The sequence below is a fragment of the Bradyrhizobium sp. NC92 genome, from assembly GCF_025200865.1.
In the GTDB taxonomy this organism is placed as follows: Bacteria; Pseudomonadota; Alphaproteobacteria; order Rhizobiales; family Xanthobacteraceae; genus Bradyrhizobium.
Window position 1 is genome coordinate 3427327 of sequence record NZ_CP104171.1, and the last position, 19651, is coordinate 3446977.

Annotated in this window: 17 protein-coding genes; all 17 read left to right on the plus strand. The window is 62.7% G+C overall.

Annotated elements, in window-relative coordinates; translation table 11 throughout:
• Window positions 1–584: 584 nt before the first annotated feature.
• The 17 genes from N2602_RS15810 to N2602_RS15890 all read left to right on the plus strand — a co-directional run bounded on the left by N2602_RS15810 (window position 585) and on the right by N2602_RS15890 (window position 19513).
• The gene (locus N2602_RS15810; RefSeq protein ID WP_260383209.1) at window positions 585–1889 is read left to right on the plus strand and encodes an ABC transporter substrate-binding protein; all 1305 of its coding nucleotides are present in this window, start codon (window positions 585–587) and stop codon (window positions 1887–1889) included.
• A 70-nt stretch (window positions 1890–1959) separates the two neighbouring features.
• Entirely contained in the window at window positions 1960–2859 is a 900-nt protein-coding gene (locus tag N2602_RS15815; RefSeq protein WP_172789460.1) for a branched-chain amino acid ABC transporter permease, read from the plus strand.
• Window positions 2859–3815 carry a branched-chain amino acid ABC transporter permease gene (locus N2602_RS15820; RefSeq protein WP_260383210.1) on the plus strand — a complete coding sequence of 319 codons (957 nt, stop codon included), beginning with the start codon at window positions 2859–2861 and terminating at the stop codon, window positions 3813–3815. Before N2602_RS15815 ends, N2602_RS15820 begins: the two co-directional genes overlap by 1 nt.
• Window positions 3815–4558 carry an ABC transporter ATP-binding protein gene (locus N2602_RS15825; protein WP_212256425.1) on the plus strand — a complete coding sequence of 248 codons (744 nt, stop codon included), beginning with the start codon at window positions 3815–3817 and terminating at the stop codon, window positions 4556–4558. The genes N2602_RS15820 and N2602_RS15825 overlap by 1 nt, the downstream gene beginning before the upstream one ends.
• Complete coding sequence (locus N2602_RS15830; RefSeq protein ID WP_260383211.1) at window positions 4555–5226, plus strand: ABC transporter ATP-binding protein; 672 nt, start codon at window positions 4555–4557, stop codon at window positions 5224–5226. Before N2602_RS15825 ends, N2602_RS15830 begins: the two co-directional genes overlap by 4 nt.
• A gap of 782 nt (window positions 5227–6008) precedes the next feature.
• Entirely contained in the window at window positions 6009–6893 is an 885-nt protein-coding gene (locus N2602_RS15835) for an AraC family transcriptional regulator (RefSeq protein ID WP_172789463.1), read from the plus strand.
• Window positions 6894–7107: 214 nt separating this feature from the next.
• Window positions 7108–8178, plus strand: coding sequence for a sugar ABC transporter substrate-binding protein (locus N2602_RS15840; protein ID WP_260383212.1), 1071 nt, complete (start codon window positions 7108–7110; stop codon window positions 8176–8178).
• Between the two features lie 60 nt (window positions 8179–8238).
• A complete protein-coding gene (locus N2602_RS15845; protein WP_172789465.1) occupies window positions 8239–9063 on the plus strand; it encodes an ATP-binding cassette domain-containing protein in 825 nt (274 codons plus the stop codon).
• Entirely contained in the window at window positions 9060–10316 is a 1257-nt protein-coding gene (locus tag N2602_RS15850) for a sugar ABC transporter permease (protein ID WP_260383213.1), read from the plus strand. The genes N2602_RS15845 and N2602_RS15850 overlap by 4 nt, the downstream gene beginning before the upstream one ends.
• A gap of 25 nt (window positions 10317–10341) precedes the next feature.
• Window positions 10342–11070, plus strand: a complete 729-nt coding sequence (locus N2602_RS15855) for an SDR family oxidoreductase (protein ID WP_260383214.1) — start codon at window positions 10342–10344, stop codon at window positions 11068–11070.
• Window positions 11071–11091: 21 nt separating this feature from the next.
• Entirely contained in the window at window positions 11092–12717 is a 1626-nt protein-coding gene (locus N2602_RS15860; RefSeq protein ID WP_260383215.1) for an FGGY-family carbohydrate kinase, read from the plus strand.
• Between the two features lie 165 nt (window positions 12718–12882).
• Complete coding sequence (locus tag N2602_RS15865; RefSeq protein ID WP_260383216.1) at window positions 12883–14214, plus strand: extracellular solute-binding protein; 1332 nt, start codon at window positions 12883–12885, stop codon at window positions 14212–14214.
• Between the two features lie 110 nt (window positions 14215–14324).
• Window positions 14325–15248, plus strand: a complete 924-nt coding sequence (locus N2602_RS15870; protein ID WP_257187345.1) for an ABC transporter permease subunit — start codon at window positions 14325–14327, stop codon at window positions 15246–15248.
• A gap of 4 nt (window positions 15249–15252) precedes the next feature.
• A complete protein-coding gene (locus tag N2602_RS15875) occupies window positions 15253–16173 on the plus strand; it encodes an ABC transporter permease subunit (RefSeq protein ID WP_172788016.1) in 921 nt (306 codons plus the stop codon).
• A gap of 9 nt (window positions 16174–16182) precedes the next feature.
• Entirely contained in the window at window positions 16183–16944 is a 762-nt protein-coding gene (locus N2602_RS15880) for a glycerophosphodiester phosphodiesterase family protein (RefSeq protein WP_260383217.1), read from the plus strand.
• The gene (locus N2602_RS15885) at window positions 16941–18470 is read left to right on the plus strand and encodes an alkaline phosphatase (protein ID WP_260383218.1); all 1530 of its coding nucleotides are present in this window, start codon (window positions 16941–16943) and stop codon (window positions 18468–18470) included. The genes N2602_RS15880 and N2602_RS15885 overlap by 4 nt, the downstream gene beginning before the upstream one ends.
• A 95-nt stretch (window positions 18471–18565) precedes the next feature.
• Window positions 18566–19513, plus strand: a complete 948-nt coding sequence (locus tag N2602_RS15890) for a sugar-binding transcriptional regulator (RefSeq protein ID WP_210268448.1) — start codon at window positions 18566–18568, stop codon at window positions 19511–19513.
• The last annotated feature ends 138 nt before the right edge of the window (window positions 19514–19651 follow it).

Sequence of the window (19651 nt, forward strand, 5' to 3'; positions counted from 1 at the left end):
TCGTTGCGTGAGTGGATGGCTGGGGGGTAGGGGCATTCCTGCTGAATCCAGTAACCGCAGCTCTATCCTCGCCTTCAACGAAGCGTCCCATCCCTAGGTCAATCCACAGGGAACGTCACTTCGCACGCGCAAAACCAGTGCTCATTTCGACCAGCGCCCAAGTTGCGGACCCAGCGCACCGCCCTCGCCGAAACCAAGGCCAGGAGGCGCGTCTTGCGCTCGCGGACGACCTCGGCGAGCGCGACCGCCAGCTTGCGGACCTGCAGCAGATGCTCGCCTCAACAATGCGAAGCTTGCCGAAGCGCAGAAGGGTCCAGGCGGAGATTATGCGCAGGGAACGCGAGCTGGAGGACTTAGTGGGGGCTGCTATACCTCCGGAAAAGATCGCTACGGGCGCGACCTCGCGAAATGCTCCATCGACAAGCAAAGCGTGAACGCTGGCCGGTACGCGAAGGACAGGCCATGGCCTTTCGAATGGCGGCCAAGAGGGCTGGCAACACGCGACAATTATAGTAGCGTTGTTGCAAGAAGAAGCGAACGGCGGCTGAAGCCGGCCGCAACGAATAGAACAGGGAGGACTTTCGATGCAATTTCTCAAGGCTGCGGTTGCGGCCGGACTTGTAGTTGTGACCTGTACGGGCACCTCGCTTGCGCAGAACAAGCCGTCGGAGCTCAAAATTGGCATCACGACGTTCCTGTCGGGCCCTGCGTCAGTCTTCGGTGTGCCGGCGAAAGCCGCGGCGGAGATGATCGCGGAGGATCTCAACAAGAAGGGTGGCATTGGCGGCGTGCCGGTCAAGCTCTCCTTCATCGACGAAGGCGCGGGAGGCGAAGCGCTCGTCTCGAACTACCGACGCGTGGTGCAGGACGAAAAGGTTGATGCCACGTTTGCTTCGATCTCGTCGGGCAGCTGCACCCAGTTGGTTCCGGTCGCCGAAGACCTCAAAGTCATGAATTTCATGTGGGACTGCGGTGCGGCCTCCATCCTCGAAACCAAGAAGTACCGCTACAATTTCCGGACTCAGGCGAACGGCACGCCGGAGATGCTGGCCGTGCTCCTTTACCTGCTGAAGACCAAACCCGACTTTAAGACGATCGCGGTGGTCAATCAGGATTATGCGTGGGGTCGGGAGAGCTGGGAGATCTTTTCGACAGCGCTCAAGTCGATGAAGCCGGACGTGCAAGTCGTGGCGGAGCTCTTCCCGAAGTTCGGCGCACCGGACTACTCCACTGAGGTTTCCCGTCTGTTGGCGCTGCGGCCGGATGTGGTTCTGACCACGTCTTGGGGCGGAGATCTCGACACGCTGGTCCGCCAGGCCGGTCAGCGCGGCCTGTTGCAGCAGTCGACCTTCGTGCTCGGGATCGGCGAATCATCGATCCAGCGGTTGGGCAAGGACTTGCCTGAAGGCCTGATCGTCGGCGCGCGCGGAGACCACTGGTTCCTGCATCCCGAGAAGAAGAACGACGCGGCCTTCAAGGCGTTCAATGAAGCCTTCAAGGCGAAGACCGGTGCATGGCCGATCTACCCGGTCTATCACATGGCGCAGGCGTTCAAGGCCCTGCAGACGGCCTACGACAAGGCGATCAAGTCCAACGGCGGCAACTGGCCCACGCGCGAACAGGTCGTCGACGCGACGGCGGGCACCGAGTTCGCCACCGGCTTCGGCCGTCCGATTACGCTGCGGCCCGAGGACAACCAGGGTCTCGAAGCTCAGCTGGTCGGCGTCACCAAGTCCGTTCCGGGGTACGACTTCAAGCTGCTCGACAACATTATGATCTTCGATCCGAAGACGATCACCAATCCGGCTGGCGTACGGTCGGTTGAGTGGCTCAAGACGCTCAAGCCGGACTTCGTCAAGATGGATGTGCCGACCTTCAAAGCTCAGTAACGGCACGCTCGACTTTTGATCCCGTCCTCCGAGCCTCGTCCCGGAGGACGGACCTTTTCCGAAGGCGATCATGAACTCGACACTCGCTATCTTGGCTATCCTCGATGGGATCAGCTACGCCGCACTGGTGTTCTTGGTCTCGGTCGGGCTCAGCCTGATTTTCGGCGTGCTGCGCGTGGTCAACGTCGCGCACGGTTCGCTGTACGCGTTCGGCGCCTACCTGGCAGCGACGTTCAGCCTTGCAATCGCGCCGATCTCGCCTTGGCTCACCTATCCCGCGCTGTTGGCCGCTTCCATCGTGATCGGCATCGTGTGCGGCGGTTTCATCGAACGGTTTCTGCTGCGACCGCTCTCCGGACAGGAGGACGTCCTCCAGCTTCTGATCACTTTCGCCGCCTTCATGATCATGGACAACCTGCAGCGTCTGATCTGGGGCGTGCAGCCCATCTTCGCCGCGGAACCGTTGAGACTACTTCCCAACGTCGCCGTGTTCGGCGTCAGCTACACGTCGTACCAGGTTATTCTGCTGCCCGGCGTCGCATTGGCGACGCTGTTCGGGCTCCGCTACTTCCTGCGCAGGACGCTGTCGGGAGCGGTGATCCTTGCAGTCACGGAGGACCGCGAAGCCTCGACCGCCATCGGAATTGACGCAAAACGCGTATATTTCGTGACCTTCGTCATCGGCGCGAGCCTGGCCGCGTTAGGAGGAGCGCTGGCCTCGCCGACCACCTCGCTGGTCCCTGGTATGGGCGCCGATATGATCGTACTTTCCTTTGCCGTAGCTGCGACCGCGGGTCTCGGCCAGATCGAGGGCACCGCGCTCACGGCGCTGATGATCGGCCTGACCCGTGCCTTCGTGATCTATCTCCAGCCGGAATTCGAAGTTCTCGTTCCCTATCTGCTGATGGTGCTGGTGCTTCTCGTGCGTCCGTTCGGCCTGTTCGGCGCCGTGCAGGTAAGGAAAATATGATGAGCGGTCGCATCAAGCCGGTCACCACGGTCGCGATCATCTTCTTTCTGGTCAGCGCCGTCGCGCCCCTTTTGGTATCGAGCTGGGCGACCTTGTTCGCGTTGATCCTCGCGAAGGGCATCGTCGTTCTCGGTATCATTCTTCTGCTGCAGGCGGGGCAGGTGTCGTTCGGACATGCAATGTTCTTCGCTACCGGGGCGTATATCGCGGCATTCTGGGGCAAGTACGTCGGTGGCGGCGACATCGTGCTCTTCATCGCGCTGGGCGGCACAACCTCCGCCGTCTTCGGCCTCATCGTCGGCCTCTTCGTCGTGCGCTACCGGGAAATCTTTTTCGGAATGCTGAATCTGGCGTTTTCGATGGTGCTGTGGTCGCTGCTGGAGAAGATGTTTCATTACACCAACGGCGCCGACGGCATCCGGGTCCCTCGTCCGGCCCTGTTGGGGCTGTCGTTTACACCCGAAACCTTCCAGTACGTCATTCTTTACGTGAGCCTTTTGATCGCGGTCGTCGCCTTCTACGGCGTGCAACGCTATCTCGATAGCCCGCTCGGACACATGCTGCGTGCCATCAAAGCGAACGAGACCCGGCTCGAGTACCTCGGGACGTCCGCACGGCGCGTGCTTCTGATAGGCTACGTGATCTCGGCTTTTCTCGGCGGCATCGGCGGCACGCTGGTGGCGATCGTCCAGCAGATCGCTACGCCCGAGTTCGGGTTCTGGACGAAGTCGGGCGAGTTCGTCTTTATCGCGATCCTCGGCGGCAGCACCCACGCCTTCGGAGCGTTCGCCGGCGCGGCGATGTTCGAGTGCGTGCGCTTCTATGCGGCGGCCCACCTGGCCGACACCTGGCAGCTGATCCTCGGCGTGGTCTTGATCGTCATCATTCTCTATGCGCCTAACGGACTGATAGGTCTCAGGCAGCGCTACGGCCAGGCGAAGCAGGGAGGACATTGATGGCCAACGTCCTCCTTTCCGCGAAGGGCATCAAGATCCGGTTCGGCGGCGTCGTGGCCGCCGACGGTATCGATTTGGACGTGCTCCAAGGCGAGAACCTCGCGATCATCGGACCGAACGGCGCCGGAAAGACCACCTTCCTCAACATCTCGACGGGTTATCTGCGGCCGCAGGCCGGAAGCATCACCTTCCTGGGTCAGGAAATCACGGCGCAGCTCCCGCGCACGATCACCAAGCTCGGCATCGCGCGGGCCTTTCAGATACCGCAGCTTTTTCTCGATCAGACTGTGATGGAGAACATGCTGATCGCCGCGGCCTCGCGGCTGGGAAGCCCTTCCGGCTTCACGGCTCTTTCCGCCCTGCCTGAGCTGCCTGAAATGGAGCGCCTTCTGGATCTCGTCGGCGTCAAGTTGTACGCGTCTCGCAAGGCGAGGGAGCTACCCGAGGGACAACGCAAGCTGGTCGACATCGCTCTGGCGCTCGCGCTGAAGCCCAGACTGCTGCTGATGGACGAGCCGACCTCGGGCGTCGCCTCCGCCGAGAAGCTGGAGATCATGGACATCCTGACGTCCGCGCTCGCCAAGGAGAATGTGACTTCGGTCTTCGTCGAGCACGACATGGACATGGTAGAGCGCTATGCCCACCGAGTCGCGGTGTGGAACGTCGGGAAGATCCAAAAGGTCGGCACGCCGGCGGAGGTTCTGGCTGATCCCAAGGTCCGCGAACAGGTGATCGGCATATGACGGCGATGCTGGACTTCGAGGACGTCAACGTCGCGATCGCCGATGCGCCGGTGCTGCGCAGCGTCAGCTTCTCGCTGCCGCCGGGTGCAACCGCCGCGCTCATCGGGCGAAATGGCGCCGGCAAGACCACGACGGTACGGACCATCATGGGCTTCACGAAGGCGAGCGGCACCGTGCGCCTGGCCGGTCAGGACCTGGGACATGTTCCTCCGCACCGCCGGCCCTTCTTAGGCATCGGCTACGCCCCCGAGGACCGTCGTCTCTTCTCGGCCTTTACGGTGGAAGAAAACATTCTTTTGCCCGGTCGCGTCGCGAAACTTCGCTCGGACGAGGCGCGCCGGCGGCTCGAGCGAGCCTACTCCGTCCTGCCGGAGCTCAAGGAACTGGCGAGTCGCCCGGCGGGCTCCGTGTCGGGTGGCCAAGGCAAGATGGTCGCCCTCGGGCGCGCCCTGATGCTAGGCACCTGCCTCATCATTCTGGACGAGCCGTTCCAGGGCCTCGCCCCTGTGCTGGCGCAGAGGTACGCCGAGGCGCTGCGTCGGCTTCGTTCGCAGGACCGGGACATTACCCTTCTGATCACGGAGTCGAACCCGAAGCTGCTCGAGACCTTCGCCGACGTGACGCTGACGATCGAGCGCGGCGAAATCGAAAGCCGGGTCCGGGTGTAGCGCTCGCCCGGTTCGGCGCGCAAAACAGACGGACAAGCCAAGCTCCATCGAGGCTTGCCGAACAGACGAATCTACTGGCGCTCAATGCAACACGAGACGGCCCGCGCCGGCGAAGCGGCAGGGGATTTGCGGTAGTCGCACAACGGCCGCCTGACGGCCCAGCGGCGAAGCATGCTCGGCGAGACCCGAGACCACCGCGGCACGTCCTTCGGTCATTCTCAAGGGCGCACCATGCTCTTAAAGCGCACTGTGGCGGAAAGAGCGGGACTGTAGGTCCGCATCATCGGCCCGGAGGGCGGCTCCAGCACACACAGGCGGAGGCCAACTCCCCTCTCCGGTGGCGCAAAGAAGGCATCGAACGGCAGGGCCGGCTGCAGCCGGCTGGCGGCCTCTATCCGGCCAGACATGTCCCTTTGGTATGGTAGGGCTGGGGTGTTTTCGGACCGCTCACACGGTTGGGAGCCTCGGGACGATTTTGGTAAGGGATGGTAGGCTGAGAGAGCGTATAGAAAAAAGATGTGGCCTCTCGAGTCCAAGAAGATGGGTTCGATCTCCCTGCGGAGCGCCACGATGCTCGCGCGCCGTCAGTTCGTGGTGACACGACTCTGCGGCGTGCACGCGGGCGACGCGTCACGCACGTCAAAAAAGTATCAATTGCACACTGAAATCGTGGTGGCATGCCCCGACACTGCTCGCTACGATCCTGGGAAGAGGAAACGCTGAGCAAATTTAGCCGGAACAGGGGCGGTCATTGCAAGCCGCGCCGGCCGGGAGGAGCGGACATGGAACCGGACCTGGAAGTTGTCCAGATACGGCGCGGCGAGTCGTTCAAGGCGTGGTCGCATGGCTACCCATTTCACACCGTTCGCTGGCATTTCCATCCTGAGTACGAACTCCACCAGGTTGTGGCGACCAGCGGTCGCTATTTCGTCGGCGACTTTATCGGCGAGTTCGAGCCCGGCAATCTAGTCCTCACCGGCCCTAACCTGCCGCACAATTGGGTGAGCGATCTTCCGGCAGGGGAAACTATCCCGCTCCGCGGCCGCATCCTTCAGTTCAGTGAAGAATTTATTGGCGACTTGACGAAGGTCGTGCCCGAGCTTTCGGGTCTTTCCTCGCTGCTGGAATTTTCCCGGCGCGGCGCGCTCTTCACCCGCAGTACAAGCGACCAAGTCGCGCCACTGATGGAGGAGATCGTGGGCGCGAATGGAGTGCGTCGGATCGAGCTGTTCCTGATGATCTTGGGGATGCTGTGCCGCGCCCGAAAAGCGCGCCCGCTCTCCAGTCCCAACTATCTCCCCGACCCGTCCGGTTACATGTCGGCGGGCATGAACAAGGCGCTCGCCTTCATCCGTACCAACCTAACGCAGTCATTCAGCGAAGCTGAGCTGGCAGCAATCGCGGGCCAGTCGCAAAGCGCGTTTTCGCGCTCCTTCCGCCAGCACACTGGCATGTCATTGGTCCAATACGTCAAACGTCTCCGCATCAATCTCGCCTGCCAGATATTGATGAGCGACGAGCAAGCTTCGATCACCGACATCTGCTTCGAGGTCGGTTTCAACAACGTCTCGAATTTCAACCGTCAGTTCCTGGCCGAGAAGGGCATGCCGCCTTCGCGATTTAGACGATTGTTGGCGCAAAACATCAACGCGGCACGTGCTGCATAGTCGGTAAAGGAGAAAAAGGGGACGAGGTCACTACGGCAAGGAAAGGAAGGACGCGGGCCCGCTGATAGCGGCCTGCGACTGGAAATGTTTGTCCAGATTTTTGGTGGCTTCACTGCATCGGCGTCCATCGCTGGTCACGGAAGCAGCGAAGGCGTGTGTCTTTGATGAATGAACGAGAGCACTCTAACATTCAGTTCCGGAAAGGAAAGTCCGAATGAAAAAGTTGTCGCCTAAATATTGCACGATCGCCTTGGCCGTGTCGCTTCTGGGCACGACAGCCACCTTCTCTCAGGCCGCGGAGGTGAAGGACGCGACGGTGGCCTTCCTTATGCCCGATCAGGCCTCCACCCGCTACGAGCAGCACGATTATCCGGGCTTTGCGGCCGAGATGAAGAAACTCTGCGCCAGTTGCAAGGTGATCTACCAGAACGCCGGCGCGGATGCGGCGCGGCAGCAGCAGCAGTTCAACTCGGCAATCTCGCAGGGCGCCAAGGTGATCGTGCTGGACCCCGTTGACTCGACAGCCGCAGCCTCCCTGGTCAAGATGGCACAATCGCAAGGCATCAAGGTCATCGCGTATGACCGGCCGGTCCCCGATGCGAAAGTCGATTTTTACGTGTCCTTCGACAATGAAGCCATTGGCAAGGCTATCTCCGAATCCCTCGTCAAGCATCTCAAGGCTGCCAACGTCACAGCCAAGGAAGGCGAAGGCGTGCTTGAAATCAATGGGTCGCCGACGGATGCCGCTGCGGGACTTATCAAGAAGGGCATCCATGAGGGCCTCGATAAGAGCGGCTATCCCATTCTCGCGGAATACGACACGCCGGACTGGGCGCCGCCCAAGGCGCAGCAATGGGCGAGCGGCCAGATCACCCGCTTTGGCAAGAAGATCCTCGGCGTAGTGGCCGCCAATGACGGGACGGGCGGTGGTGCAATTGCCGCTTTCAAGGCCGCCGGCATCGATCCGGTGCCGCCGGTGACAGGCAACGACGCGACTATCGCCGCGCTTCAGCTCATCATCGCCGGCGATCAGCACAACACGATTTCCAAACCCAGCGAGATCGTGGCCGCTGCTGCGGCCCAATCGGCGGTGAAATTCCTCTCCGGCGACACGCCCAACGCGGAAACCACGCTCTTTAATGCGCCGTCGAAGCTCTTCGTGCCGGCGGTCGTTACGCAGGAAAACCTGAAGGCGGAGATCATCGACAAGAAAATCCAGACGGCCGATCAGCTCTGCACGGGCCGATATGCCGCCGGCTGCAAGAAGCTAGGCATTACGCCGTAACTACGTTCATCCCGGCCGCTTGACGGCGGCCGGGACGAACGACGAGCAGGGACCTTGGAAATGACCGCGATCTCGGATGTGGATCACCCGCAGGGCGAACCGCGCAAGCCAGTTCTGAGCCTTCGCGGAATTTCCAAGCATTTCGGCGCCGTGTCCGCCCTCACCAATGTCGACCTCGACGTGCATGCCGGCGAGGTCGTCGCGCTCGTGGGCGATAACGGCGCCGGAAAGTCCACGCTCGTGAAGATCCTCGCCGGCGTGCACCAGCCTAGCGCCGGAACGATCGCCTTCGATGGCGAACCTGTCGTCCTGGCCGACCCGGCCGCGGCGCTCAGCCTCGGCATAGCTACCGTCTTCCAGGACTTGGCGCTCTGCGAGAACCTCGATGTGGTCGCAAACATCTTCCTCGGCCGCGAGCTAAATCCATTTCGACTCGACGAGGTCTCCATGGAGCTGCGCGCCTGGACCTTACTTAGCGAATTGTCGGCGCGGATCCCGAGCGTGCGCGAGCCCGTGGCTTCGCTTTCCGGCGGGCAGCGCCAGACCGTCGCTATCGCACGTTCGCTGCTGACCGAGCCGAAGCTCATCCTGCTCGACGAGCCAACCGCAGCACTTGGCGTCGCCCAGACCGCCGAGGTGCTCGACCTCGTCGAGCGCGTCCGCGCCCGCGGCCTCGGCGTCATCATGATCAGTCATAACATGGAGGACGTACGCGCGGTGGCCGACCGGATCGTGGTGTTGCGTCTCGGCCGCAACAATGGCGAATTCGGACCGGACGCCTCCAATCAGGATCTCGTCACTGCCATTACCGGTGCGGATGAGAACTCGGTCTCGCGGCGCGCCGGCCGGCGTCGCGCCCATCAGGCGGCGGAGCAGCAGCGATGACCAGCGACACGCAACGGGTTTCGGCGGCGCGCCCGCTCGACCGGAGCGACGAGCGGCTCAAGCACGCGGACACGCTCGGGAGCGTCGTTAGCGCTTTCGTGGACCGGGTGCGATCGGGCGACCTAGGTTCGCTACCCGTGGTCGTCGGGCTCATCGTCATCTGCACGGTCTTCGAGAGCCTCAACCCGGTTTTTCTGGCGCCGAACAATCTGGTCAATTTGCTGTTCGATTGCTCGACGGTGGGCGTCATCTCGCTCGGCATCGTCTGCATCCTGATGGTCGGCGAGATCGACCTTTCGGTCGGCTCGGTCAGCGGGTTCGCTTCGGCGCTGATTGGCGTGCTTTGGGTGGGTCAGGATTGGCCGGTCGCCCTCGCCATCGGCACGGCGCTGGTCCTGGGCGCAGCCATCGGTGTGCTCTACGCATTTCTGTTCAATCGCCTGGGGATGCCGAGCTTCGTCTCGACGCTGGCCGGCTTGCTGGCCTGGCTCGGGCTGCAGCTGTATCTGCTCGGTTCTTCGGGCTCGATCAATCTTCCTTACGGATCGCCGCTGGTCGACTTCGGGCAGATGCTCGTCATGCCGCCGATCGTGTCCTACGCGCTGGCGGCGGTCGCGAGTCTGATCATGTTCGTGACCGGCTATCGCACGGCCGTGCGCCGCCGCCGGGCGGGACTGTCAGCCACTTCGCCCGGCCGCATGATGCTGAAGGCGCTGCTGGTTACCGTCGTGCTCGAATTCGTCGTCTACTATCTCAATCTCGGGCGGGGCGTACCGTGGATGTTCGGTCTGTTCGTCGGCTTGTGCGTGGTCGTGAACTATGCGTTGACGCGGACTAAATGGGGTCGCTCGATGTCTGCGGTCGGCGGCAATCGCGAGGCAGCCCGACGGGCCGGCATCAACGTTCGCCGGGTCTATTTGAGCGCCTTCATGCTGTGCTCGACGTTGGCAGCCGCTGGCGGCATTCTTGCCGCGGCGCGACTGGCATCTTCCAGCCAACAGGCTGGCACCGGAGACGTCAACCTCAACGCGATCGCCGCCGCAGTCATCGGCGGTACGAGCCTTTTTGGCGGCCGGGGCAGTGCCTATTCTGCGCTCCTCGGCATCATCGTCATCCAGTCCATCGCGAGTGGCCTGACGCTGCTCGATCTCTCCTCGTCGCTCCGGTACATGATCACGGGCGGGGTCCTTGCCGTTGCGGTCATTGTCGATTCGCTGGCACGTCGCTCGCGTCTGTCCCATGGCCGGGCTTGAATAACTCTCACAAGAAGGACAAGCCGTGGCCCAGGAACTCGCAGGGAAAGTCGCCGCGATCACCGGTGCCGCATCGGGCATCGGTCTCGAATGCGCCAGAACATTCGTCGCGGCGGGCGCACGGGTGGTGCTGATCGATCGTGCGGAAGAGGCGCTGGGCAGCGCCTGCGCCGAGCTGGGCGGCCAGGCGATCCCGTTGCGTGTCGACCTGACCGATCCGCAAAGTATGAAGGCCATGATGCCGCAGGTGCTGGAGCAGGTGGGCCAACTGGACATCTTCCATGCCAACGCAGGCGCCTATGTCGGCGGCGAGGTGCTTGGCGGCGATCCCGACGCCTGGGACCGCATGCTCAATCTGAACGTCAATGCGCTGTTCCGGTCTGTCCATGCGGTGCTGCCACATATGGTCGAGCGCAAGAGCGGCGACATCATCGTCACCAGTTCGATCGCAGGTCTCGTCCCCGTGGTCTGGGAGCCGATCTATACCGCCTCGAAGCACGCCGTGCAGGCTTTCGTGCATACGCTGCGCCGCCAGGTCGCCAAACACGGCTTGCGTGTCGGCGCCGTTGCGCCCGGTCCGGTCGTGACCGCGCTGATTAAGGACTGGCCTAAGGCGAAGATCGAGGAGGAGATGGCGGCGGGCGGCTTGATGCAGCCGGTGGAAGTCGCGCAAGCGGTGCTTTTCATGCTGACCCGTCCGAGAAACGTCACCATCCGCGACCTCGTCATTCTGCCGCAGAGCAACGATCTGTAGCCATCTCTAATCGATATCCAAATGAGCAAGCCATCCGCTAACCGCCATTTTCTCGGCATCGATGTCGGCACCGGCAGCGCACGGGCCGGCCTGTTCGATCGCTTCGGCGTGCTCCTCGCGAGTGACAGCGCCCCCATCGCACTTTGGCGGGAGGCCGGCGACGTCGTCGAGCACTCGAGCGAGGATATCTGGCGTGCCGTGTGCCGCAGCGTGCGCAGCACGGTGGCGCAGTCAGGTATCGCGCCAAACAGCATCGCCGGGATCGGCTTCGATGCGACCTGCTCGCTGGTGGTGCTGGGCGAGGGAGGCGCGCCGCTGCCCGTCGGGCCGTCCGGCGATCTCTCCCGCAATGTCATCGTATGGATGGATCACCGCGCCGCCGATCAGGCGCGCCGGATCAACCAGACCGGCGAAAAAGTTCTCGACTATGTCGGCGGGACGATCTCACCCGAGATGGAGACGCCGAAACTGTTGTGGCTCGCCGAAAACATGCCCGACACGTTTTCCCGGGCGTGGCAGTTCATGGACTTGACCGACTTTCTCACCTGGCGTGCGACAGGCAGCCTGTCCCGCTCCATCTGTACCGTGACGTGCAAGTGGACCTATCTGGGCCACGAGAACCGTTGGGACGATCATTTCTTCCGCAAGGTCAGCCTCGGCGTGCTGGCGGACGAGCAATTCCGGAGGATCGGCACGGAGATCGTGCCCGGCGGAACGAGGCTGGCGGCGGGTCTGACGGCGGAGGCCGCGGCCGATCTCGGCCTCACCGCGGGTACGGCGGTCGCTGCCGGCCTCATCGACGCGCATGCCGGCGGCGTCGGCACCGTGGGCGCGCGCGGCACCGCGGGCACGGTGCTGACGCGCATGGCCTATGTGTTCGGAACGTCCGCCTGTACCATGACGACCACGCCGGATCCGTCCTTCGTCCCCGGCGTATGGGGACCCTATTTCTCCGCTATGGTGCCCGGGTTTTGGCTCAATGAAGGCGGACAGTCGGCCGCCGGCGCTGCCATCGAGCATCTGTTGCAGATGCATCCGCATTCTGCGCAAGCGACAGAGGCTGCACGCCAGAAGCAGCAGACGCTCGCCGATTGGCTTGCCTCGGAAACCGAATCTCGCGGCGGTGCCGGAGTGATCCCGCAATTGGTCGGCGAGGTTCATGTCGTCCCCGAATTCCTCGGCAATCGCGCGCCCTTCGCAGATCCTGACGCGCGTGCGCTGATTGCCGGGCTCGATCTGCGCTCGGATGTGGAGAGCCTGCTGGCGCTCTATCTTGCCGGGCTGTGCGGTCTCGGCTGCGGGGCGAGGCAGATCGTTCGCGCCCAGCAGGACAGGGGCATTGCTGTCGACACGATCGTGGTCAGCGGTGGTGCTGCAAAGAGTCCCCTCGTGCGGCAAGTCCTCGCCGATATGACGGGCCTGACGGTCGCTGCTTCGGCATCCCCGGAGGCCGTCCTGCTCGGCTCCGCGATGCTTGGATCGGTCGCCTCCGGCGATCATGCTAATCTCGGCGAAGCAATGGAGGCAATGTCCGCTTTGGGAGACATCTCTCGACCCCAGGCCGCTCTCGCAGGCTGGGCCGAGCGACGCTTTGGAGCCTTCGAAGCCCTGCAGAAGGTGGGCCGGGCAATTCGAAGCGCTTCGTAGCCCCTTTTGTCGAGCTAATCCGGGCCCCTAGGCGGGGCCTGCCTCCGACGCCGGCACGATCCGAAGGAGAGGCGTTCGATCCTCTTTCATCATCTCGACACATATGTCATGATATAAATACAAATGTATAGGCCGAGCATTTTGCCCGGCTAGGGAGGACTGCCTATGGGTAGAAAAGTCGCATTCATTGCGGCCTTGTTCGGCGCGTTGGCATTGGTTGGTCCGGCGCAGGCGCGGGTCGAGGTCCAGTGGTGGCACGCCATGAGCGGCGTCCTCGGCGACCGGCTCAATGAGCTGGTCGAGAAGTTCAACACGTCGCAAGACAAGTACACGGTCGTCGCGGTTGCAAAGGGGAATTATGACGAGGTGACCAACGGGGTGATCGCCGCCTATCGCGCCAAGCGGCCGCCGGAGATGGTGCAGATCGCCGAGCGCGGTTACATGACGATGCTGCTTTCAGGAGCCATTGTCCCCGTGCAAGACCTGGTGGAGCAGAAGGGTTACAAGATCGACTTCTCGGACTTCATCAAACCCGTGGCAAGCTTCTGGAGCTACAAGGGCCGGATGTCGGCGATGCCCTTCAACTCGTCGACGCCAATCTTCTGGTACAACAAGGATCACTTCCAGAAGGCCGGCTTCGACAAGCCGGCCGACACCTGGCAAGAGTTGGAGAAGCAGCTCTACGCCATCAAATCCAAGGGGATCAGCGAGTGCGGCACGGTGCTGCCCGGCGATTTCTACTGGAGTCTCCTCGAGAACTACAGCGCCATCAACAATCAGCCCTACGGCACGCTCGCGAACGGCTTCGACGGGCTCGGCACCGAGTTCGTCTACAACAAGACGAAGGTGGTGTCGCAAGTCGCGCGGCTCAAGAAATGGCTGGACGACGGCGTGATGCAGATCGCAGGCCAGGGCTTCAGTCCCGAGCAATTGTTCACGTCGGGCCGGTGTTCGACCTTCGTCAACTCGACCGCATCGCACGGCAATATCGAGCGCAATGCAACCATCAACTGGAGCGCCACCTTCCTGCCGCACGAGAGCGACATTAATCCGCCTCTCAACAGCACCATCGGGGGTGGGGCGATCTGGGTCATGAAGGGACACACGCCGGAACGATACGAGGCCGTCGCAGCCTTTCTGGACTTCGTCGCGCAGCCGGAAACCCAGGTCTGGTGGCATAGCGCGACCGGCTATGTTCCCGCCACCAACCGTGCCTATGCGCTCGCGCGGGAGAGGGGCTATTACAAGGATCATCCGACCAGGGAAATCGCGGTGCTGCAGCTCTCGCGCGGCACGCCGAACGAGAACTCGCGTGGCTTCCGCTTCGGCAACTTCGTGCAGACGATGCTGGCCCAGCGCCAGGAAGTCGAGGCTGTGTTCGCCGGCCAGAAGCAGCCGCAGCAGGCCATGGATGATGCAGTCAAGCGGGGTAACGAGATTCTGCGGCAGTTCGAGAAGCTCAATGCCGGGAAGAATCCGGAAACCGAGCGTCCATGACGCTGCGCCTGTCCATCCCGTGGCGTGATGCGCGCACACCCGTGCTTTTGCGAAGGCACGGGGGCGGCGGGTCCAAGGCAGTGCCAGCGGCAGCCGCCGGTGGCTCGCGCGTGTCGGCAAAGACGCGGCGGCGTGAGGAGGCCGGACTGAAGCGAGCCAATTTCGGCGACGGTCCCGGCTTGCCGACGCTGCTGTTGCTGCCGCAATTGCTGATCCTGCTGTTCTTCTTCTTTATTCCGTCGCTGCGGGCGCTGATGCAATCCGTCCTGCTCAGCGATCCCTTCGGGACCAATGTCCAGTTCGTCTGGTTCGACAATTTCAAGACGCTGCTCGCGAGCAGCGACTACCGTCAGTCGATCGCGGTGACGTTCTGGTTCACGGCGGCGCAGAACGTGCTCACATTGGGCAGCGCGCTCGTGCTGGCATTTGCCACCGACAGGATCGTGCGCGGCCGTTCGGCCTATCGCACGATCATCCTGCTGCCTTATGCCATCGCGCCCGCGATCGCGGGCATCCTGTGGGCCTTCCTGTTCAATCCTGCGGTCGGCCCGCTGGCGCAGGTGCTGCACAGTTTCGGCATTGCATGGGACCCCAACCTCAATCCAACCGATGCGCTGCTCCTGGTGACGCTGGCCGCGTCATGGAAGCACATCTGCTACGACTATATCTTCCTGGTCGTGGGCCTGCTCGCAGTGCCGGTGTCGCTGATGGAGGCTGCCGCCGTGGATGGCGCGGGACCGATCCGTCGCTTCGTCTCGATCGCGCTGCCGATGCTCGGGCCCACCATCTTCTTCCTCACGGTGATGAACTTCATCTATGGCTTCTTCGAAACTTTTGCCATCATCGATGCCGTGACAAAAGGCGGCCCCGCCGGTGCGACCAACATTCTGGTCTACAAAGTCTTCGTCGACGGCTTCGTCAATCTCGACCTCGGCTCTTCCGCGGCGCAGTCGGTTCTCTTGATGAGCTTTGCCCTGATCTGCACGCTGCTACAATTCCGCTACTTCGACCGCAAGGTCAATTACGGAGTCTAGCCGCATGGTGGAACGCTCACCGGTCCTCAACATGATCTGCCATGCGATCCTGATCGCCGGCGCGCTGATAGTTTGCGTGCCGCTGTATTTCGCATTCGTGGCCGGCTCGCTCACGGTGGCCGAGGTGCAGAAGGTGCCGCTGCCATGGCTGCCGGGGGGGCGGTTCTTCGACAATCTGCAGCTGGCCTGGAACAAGGGCAATTTCAGCCGCACCTTCGCCAATTCGATTATCGTGGCGCTCGGCATCACGGCCGGCAAGATTGCAGTATCGCTGCTCTCCGCCTTTGCCATCACCTACTTCCGGTTTCGCTACAGGATGCTCGCATTCTGGCTCATCTTCATGTCGCTGATGCTGCCGATCGAGGTCCGGATCGTGCCGACCTTCGAAGCTGTGGCAAATGCTGCGCTGCCGCTGCAATGGATCTTGGACACGCTGCATGTCACCGATCTCTGGCTCTGGATCAGCGGGCACGAGGTCCTGATCGCGCTGGAGTGGAACATGGTCAACACCTATCCTGGGCTGATCCTGCCGCTGATCGCCTCGGCCACTGCCACGTTCCTTTTTCGCCAGTTCTTCCTGACGATCCCGGAGGAGCTGTGCGAGGCGGCGAGGCTGGACGGCGCCTCGCCGTTGCACTTCTTCTGGAGCATCCTGCTGCCGCTGTCCGTTCCGAACATGGTGGCGCTCGCCATTATCCTGTTCCTGTTCGGCTGGAATCAGTATCTTTGGCCATTGCTGTTCACGACCGACAAGGACATGGCAACGGCGGTCATTGCGTTGAAGGGTCTGATCCCCCGCTCCGACAGCGAGCCCGCCTGGAACGTCGCCATGAGCGGTGCGCTGCTCACGATGCTGCCGCCGGTGTTGGTCGTCCTGCTGTTGCAGCGCTGGTTCATCAAGGGTCTTGTCGACAGCAGCAAATAGGGGCTGATCATGGTTTTCATCGCCGGGCATCGGGGCGGACGCAATCTTTGGCGGGAGAACAGCCTGACGGGCTTCCGCAACCTGTGCAAGGAGAGCGTCGATGCGGTCGAGTTCGATGTCCATCAGAGCACGGACGGCGGTGTCGTTGTGATCCATGATCCGCTGCTCGACCGCACCACATTCGAGAGGGGGCCGGTGGGCGAGCGCAGTCTGCGACAACTGACGGCAATGCGTCTTCGCGATGCGGACGATGAGTGCATTCCGACCCTGGATGAGGTGCTCGATGTATTCAGCGAAACCACACTCGAGCTCCACATCGAGATCAAAACGGATGCGCTTGGCAAGGCCTATTCGGGCCTCGAGGCGCGGCTGATCGAGCAGATCAAGCGGCGGGGCCTAGAGCGGCGTGCGGTCATCACCTGCTTCGTGCCCAGCGTGATCGAGACCGTGCGGCGGCTGTGGCCGAAGGCGCGGGTGCTCGTTTCGCTCGACCGTCGTTCGGCAGAGATGATGGGCGGAATCGAGCCCGCGTTGGCTCAGTTGGCCGTCATTCCGCGCTGCATCGTCGCGGTCGAAAAATCGCTTCTGGGGCTCGCGTTGCCGCTTGCCCTCAAACTGCTCGGCTCCGAGCGTCTCGGTGCATGGGTGACCAACGAGCCGGAGGATATCGCTTACTGGCTTGCCCAACCGGTGCGGCAGATCACGACCGATCGGCCGGACCTCGCCGTGAGCATTCGCCGCCAGCTCGAAACGATGCCGGAGCGCCCATGATTCCCCGCCGTCGGTTTCTCGTGGGATCGCTGGCGAGCGCTGCGCTCGCCGCGCCCTCCGGGTTCGTGCGAGGAGCGCCGGTGTCGTTCAGCGCAGATCCTTTCACGCTCGGCATTGCCTCAGGATGCCCGCGCGAGGATCGCGTCATCCTGTGGACCCGCCTTGCGCCGCAACCACTCGACGGCGGTGGCATGAAGGATGCACCGGTTGAGGTTGAATGGCAGGCTGCGGAGGATGAGGCCTTCTCACGAATCGCCTCCCACGGCGTCGTGCGGACGACCACGGAGCTTGCGCATTCCGTGCATGCCGAGGCGACTGGGTTGCTGCCGGACCGCGTCTATTGGTACCGCTTCCGCGCCGGTCCGGCGCTCAGCCCCGTCGGACGCACGCGCACCGCACCGGCCGGGTCGGCACGGCCTTTCCGTTTTGCTTTCGCATCCTGCCAGCAATACGAGCAGGGCTATTTCACCGCCTACCGCGACATGGCCGCGCGTGATCTCGACCTCGTCGTGCATCTCGGTGACTACATCTATGAGAAATCCTGGGGATCGCGCCACGTCCGCCAGCACGGCGTCGGAATTCCGACGACGCTCGAGGAATTCCGCAACCGCTACGCGCTCTACAAGATCGATCCCGATCTGCAGGCGGCGCACGCCGCTTTTCCCTGGCTTTCGGTCTGGGACGACCATGAGGTGATGGATGATTATGCCAATGATCGCTCCTACACCATTCGCGATTCCGCCCAGTTCTTGAAGATCCGCGCGGCAGCCTATCAGGCCTATTACGAGCACATGCCGCTGCCGCCCTCGGCGCGCCCACGCGGCGCGGATGCCACGATCTACGCACACTACCGCTTCGGCGACATGCTCGACGTCCTGCTGCTCGACGACCGGCAATATCGCTCGGCATCGGCCTGCGTCGGAAGCGGGCGTCCGACCTGGCTCGCTGGATGTGCAGGCCGGTCGGACGAAGTCCGGACCATGCTTGGCGAACAACAGGAGCAATGGCTCGATGCGCGTCTGCGCGACTGTCGCGGGCTCTGGACGATCATCGCGCAGCAGACGTTGATGGCGCAAAACAAGCGGGAAGGGGATGACGGCGCGCATTTCTGGATGGACGGCTGGGACGGCTATCCCAACGCCCGCCGCCGGCTCCTTGATTCGCTTGTGGCACACCGCCGGCGCAATCCGATCGTGATCGGCGGCGACCGTCACGCCTTCTTTACCGCCGATCTGAAACATGACTTCGCCCGCCCGGATCGCCCGACCATTGCGACCGAGTTCGTCGGCACGTCGATCACCTCGGACGGACCGAGCGAAGCCAGCGTGCGCAAGGCATTGGCGGAGAATCCGCATCTGCTCTATGCGCGCGGCGACAAGCGCGGCTATGCGACCATCGAACTCGACGTTCGGCATTGCACCGTGGGATTCGAGGCGCTCAACGACGTCAAGGATGCCGGAAGCGCGGTGCGCCGGCTGACGAGCTTCGTGGTCGAGGAAGGCGTGCCGGGCGCGAAAGCCGCATGACGAGATCCGGACGGCACAGATTTGACGACCAACGAAAGATCGCCTCAAATGCTCCGACGTCTGACTGTGCCGAGACCGCTGCGGGGGGCTGCGCCGTGACTGACCAGACCATTCTGCGGGTCGCCTGGCTCTACTACATGGAGAACCTGACTCAGGCCGAGATCGGCGAGCGGCTGGGGCTGACCCGCGCCCGCGTCAACCGCATGCTGTCGGATGCCCGCCAGACCGGCATCGTCAACATCCGCCTCAACTCCACCTTTGCGAGCTGCACAGAGCTGGAGCATCGATTGCGCCGGGAATGCGGGCTTGAGGACGCCGTCGTCATTCCGAGCCCGGAAAATCCCGAGCAGGTCGGCAGCCTGATCGGGATGGCGGCGGGAGCCTATTTGTCGAAATTCCTCGAACAGAAGCGGCCGCGCATCATCGGAATCGGCTGGGGCGCGACCTTGCGCGAGACCATCCGTTACGTCACACCGGCGGACTATCCGGAATTGTCCATCGTCTCCATGATGGGCGGCCTGTCGCGCGGCCTTGAGCTCAACACCTTCGAGATTGCCGGTGAGCTCGCGCACCGGCTGCACGCCCAGTGCAGCTATCTGGCCGCGCCGATCTTTGTCAGCAGCCGGCGCTCGCGCGACACGTTTCTGACTCAGGAGGTCTATCAGGAGGTGCTGGACAGCGTCGAGAAGATCGATCTAGCGCTGTTGAGCATGGGAGATCTGACCCCGCGCTCGCTGCTGATGCGGCATGGGTTGCCGCCGGACGTCCGCGCCGAGCACCTACGGGCGGCAGGCGCCGTTGGCGACGTCCTGGCGCAGTTTCTCGACAAAGCCGGCCGGCCCATCGATCATAACATCAACAGCCGAGCCATTGCGCTGCCGCTCGAGAAGCTGGCGCGCGTACCGACGTCCATGCTGATCGCCGGGGGACTCAACAAGGCGCCGATCATCGCCGCGGTGCTGCGCGGCCGGATCGGCAAGGTGCTGATGACGGACGAGAACACCGCCGTCGCCGCCCTGAAACTGATCGACAAGCAGAAATAGCCCGATTTCCTCTGCAGAGAAGGGGATCCGCGCCTTCGAAACCGAGCGCGCGATAGCCGGCGTGTGCGCTGAAAGGCGTGCAAAAGCATTTGTCACCTCGTCATTACATATGTAACATACCGGAGACAATTGCTCAGA